The sequence below is a fragment of the Buttiauxella noackiae ATCC 51607 genome (assembly GCF_001654865.1).
Lineage (GTDB): Bacteria > Pseudomonadota > Gammaproteobacteria > Enterobacterales > Enterobacteriaceae > Buttiauxella > Buttiauxella noackiae.
This window is the reverse complement of sequence record NZ_LXEO01000061.1, coordinates 1-3,104: the sequence shown is the minus strand read 5'-3', so window position 1 is coordinate 3,104 and position 3,104 is coordinate 1. Positions and strand designations below refer to the sequence as shown.

Below are 3,104 nucleotides of genomic sequence, written 5' to 3'. Positions count from 1 at the left end.
CCGTGATGAGGTCCTAAATTTTGCGAGCGTGACGCAAACGTTTTCGCTACAATGCACCCGCAATAATTGGATGCCCCGTTTTGGGGCGTTAGCTGAGTTTTAGGGAAAATAACTAAAATTCAGCTAACGCTCTTCTATATGCGAACCAAAGCTAAGGGATCAAACCATGCAACAACGTCGTCCTGTACGCCGCGCTCTGCTCAGTGTTTCTGACAAAGCCGGTATCGTCGAATTCGCCCAGGCGCTCTCCCAACGTGGCGTGGAGCTGCTGTCCACTGGCGGAACCGCTCATCTGCTGGCTAAAGCTGGCCTGCCGGTAACCGAAGTCTCTGACTACACCGGTTTCCCGGAGATGATGGATGGACGCGTCAAAACCCTGCATCCAAAAGTCCATGGCGGTATTCTGGGTCGTCGCGGCCAGGATGATGCGATCATGGAACAACACGCTATCTCCCCAATCGATATGGTTGTCGTCAACCTCTACCCGTTCGCACAGACTGTTGCCCGCGAAGGCTGCTCTCTGGAAGATGCGGTAGAGAATATCGATATTGGTGGCCCAACCATGGTGCGCTCCGCTGCGAAGAACCATAAAGATGTGGCAATCGTAGTAAAGAGCAGTGACTACGAAGCGATTATTAGCGAGCTGGATGCTAATGAAGGATCTCTGACGTTAGAAACCCGTTTCGATTTGGCTATTAAGGCTTTCGAACACACCGCCGCTTACGACAGCATGATCGCCAACTACTTCGGTAGCATGGTTCCTGCATACCATGGCGAAAGCAAAGATCCTTCTGGTCGCTTCCCTCGCACGCTAAACCTGAACTTCATTAAGAAGCAGGATATGCGTTACGGTGAAAACAGCCACCAGCAAGCCGCCTTCTATATAGAAGAAGAAATTAAAGAAGCCTCCGTTGCCACCGCAACTCAGGTTCAGGGCAAAGCGCTCTCTTATAACAACATTGCCGATACCGATGCGGCACTGGAATGTGTGAAAGAGTTCAACGAGCCTGCCTGCGTTATCGTGAAGCATGCCAACCCTTGCGGTGTGGCTGTTAGCGATTCCTTATTAGATGCCTACGACCGCGCCTATAAAACTGACCCAACGTCTGCATTCGGGGGCATCATCGCGTTCAACCGTGAACTGGATGCCGAAACCGCGCAGGCGATTATCTCCCGCCAGTTCGTTGAAGTGATTATTGCCCCGTCAGCCAGCGAAGAAGCGCTGAAGATCACATCTGCTAAGCAAAACGTTCGCGTTCTGACTTGCGGCCAGTGGCAACAACGTGTTCCGGGCCTGGATTTCAAACGCGTTAACGGCGGTGTGTTAGTACAAGATCGCGATCTGGGTATGGTTACAGCCACAGACCTGCGTGTTGTTAGCAAGCGCCAGCCGACAGAGCAAGAACTGCGTGATGCGTTGTTCTGCTGGAAGGTAGCAAAGTTTGTTAAGTCCAACGCGATTGTGTATGCCCGCGAGAATATGACCATCGGTATAGGCGCAGGCCAAATGAGCCGCGTTTACTCCGCTAAAATTGCCGGTATCAAAGCTGCCGATGAAGGCCTGGAAGTAAAAGGCTCCGCAATGGCATCCGATGCCTTCTTCCCGTTCCGTGACGGTATTGATGCCGCAGCGGCAGTTGGCGTGAGCTGTGTTATCCAGCCTGGCGGTTCGATCCGCGATGACGAAGTGATTGCCGCCGCTGACGAACATGGGATCGCCATGATCTTTACCGATATGCGCCACTTCCGCCATTAATCCTGGAGCGTCTATAAATGAAAGTATTAGTGATAGGTAATGGCGGGCGCGAACACGCGCTGGCCTGGAAAGCGTCGCAGTCACCCTTAGTGCGCACGGTATTTGTTGCACCTGGCAATGCCGGCACGGCTCTGGAACCCGCTTTGCAGAACGTGGCGATTAGCCCAACGGACATCCCTGCTCTGCTCAGCTTTGCGCAAAACGAAAAAATCGATCTGACGATTGTTGGCCCGGAAGCGCCACTGGTGATTGGCGTGGTTGATGCATTCCGCGCGGCTGGCCTGAAAATCTTTGGCCCAACTCAGGGCGCTGCGCAGTTAGAAGGTTCCAAAGCGTTCACTAAGGATTTCCTGGCTCGCCATAAAATCCCAACGGCTGAATACCAGAACTTCACTGAAGTGGAGCCAGCGCTGGCCTACGTCCGTGAAAAAGGTGCACCGATTGTGATTAAAGCCGACGGACTGGCTGCCGGTAAAGGCGTGATTGTCGCGATGACGCTCGAAGAAGCAGAAGCCGCGGTAAACGATATGCTAGCTGGTAACGCGTTTGGTGACGCTGGGCATCGTATCGTGGTGGAAGAGTTTCTCGACGGTGAAGAAGCCAGTTTTATCGTGATGGTCGACGGCGAGAACGTGCTACCCATGGCAACCAGCCAGGATCACAAGCGCGTGGGTAATGGCGATACCGGCCCGAACACCGGCGGCATGGGCGCTTATTCTCCGGCACCCGTCGTAACCGATGAAGTCCACCAGCGTGCAATGGACCTGGTTATCTGGCCAACCGTGCGCGGCATGGCGGCGGAAGGTAATACCTATACCGGTTTCCTGTATGCTGGCCTGATGATCGACAAACAAGGTAACCCGAAGGTTATCGAGTTTAACTGCCGCTTTGGCGACCCTGAAACCCAGCCGATTATGCTGCGCCTGCAATCAGACTTGGTTGAGCTGTGTCTGGCCGCCTGTGATGGCAAGCTGGATGTGACAACATCCAAATGGGACGAGCGCCCATCGCTGGGTGTCGTGATGGCCGCTGGCGGCTACCCTGCTGATTACCGTAACGGTGATGTGATTCATGGTCTGCCACTTGAAGAAGTTGCAGACGGCAAGGTGTTCCATGCCGGAACTAAACTACGTGAAGACGATATGGTCGTGACGAATGGCGGACGCGTTCTGTGCGTGACCGCATTAGGCGATACCGTTGCACAAGCGCAGCAGCGCGCATATGAGCTTATGAAGGATATCCATTGGGATGGCAGTTTTAGCCGTTCAGATATTGGCTATCGTGCTATTGAGCGTGAAAACGCAAAGTAAGATTCAAAACTCGATGTGATATTCAAGACCGCCCGCGT

2 protein-coding genes are annotated in these 3,104 nt (G+C 53.5%); both read left to right on the top strand.

Features of this window, described 5'->3' with window-relative positions:
* The first annotated feature begins 166 nt into the window (after positions 1-166).
* Entirely contained in the window at positions 167-1,756 is a 1,590-nt protein-coding gene (gene purH / locus M979_RS18860; RefSeq protein WP_064556029.1) for a bifunctional phosphoribosylaminoimidazolecarboxamide formyltransferase/IMP cyclohydrolase, read from the top strand.
* Positions 1,757-1,773: 17 nt separating this feature from the next.
* Positions 1,774-3,066: a phosphoribosylamine--glycine ligase gene (purD, locus tag M979_RS18855; protein ID WP_064556028.1), complete on the top strand. Its 1,293-nt coding sequence runs from the start codon at positions 1,774-1,776 to the stop codon at positions 3,064-3,066.
* The last annotated feature ends 38 nt before the right edge of the window (positions 3,067-3,104 follow it).